A 374-nucleotide genomic window follows, 5' to 3' on the forward strand; every position below is an offset into this window, starting at 1 on the left:
GGGACTGTTACGTGCAGCCTAGTGGGGAATCCAACGACAGGAAGATCAACGAGTCGACGGGTGGTGTGGTCGCGCAGCTTTCCTGGCTGTCCGCAGTCCGGGCACACGCCGATAACGGCTACTGGCGTGGCCTCAATGATGGTCAACGCTCCGGCATCAGCGGCACCGGTGATGGCAAGTCCGATTTCCGCGGTACGGCAGATAGTGTCGGCGACGAGGTTTCCAGTAGGCTTCACAGTACGGGTCCCTGGTGGGTTTAGATGGTTGTGTAGGAACTTTCATCTTCACACCAGGGACCCCTACATGTTGTGGTGACCCGCTGAACCCGTCGTTTTCTACCTCACCCCGCTACGCACCCCGAAACCGGAAGAGCC

General features: G+C 59.4%; 1 protein-coding gene. It reads right to left on the reverse strand.

What is annotated here, in order from left to right; translation table 11 throughout:
• Nucleotides 1-236, reverse strand: a 236-nt coding sequence (locus HMPREF2943_RS12120; RefSeq protein WP_141756088.1) for a transposase family protein, incomplete at its 3' end; no start/stop codon positions are given.
• Between the last annotated feature and the right edge of the window lie 138 nt (nt 237-374).

The sequence above is a fragment of the Corynebacterium sp. HMSC072D12 genome (genome assembly GCF_001813925.1).
GTDB lineage: Bacteria > Actinomycetota > Actinomycetes > Mycobacteriales > Mycobacteriaceae > Corynebacterium > Corynebacterium aurimucosum.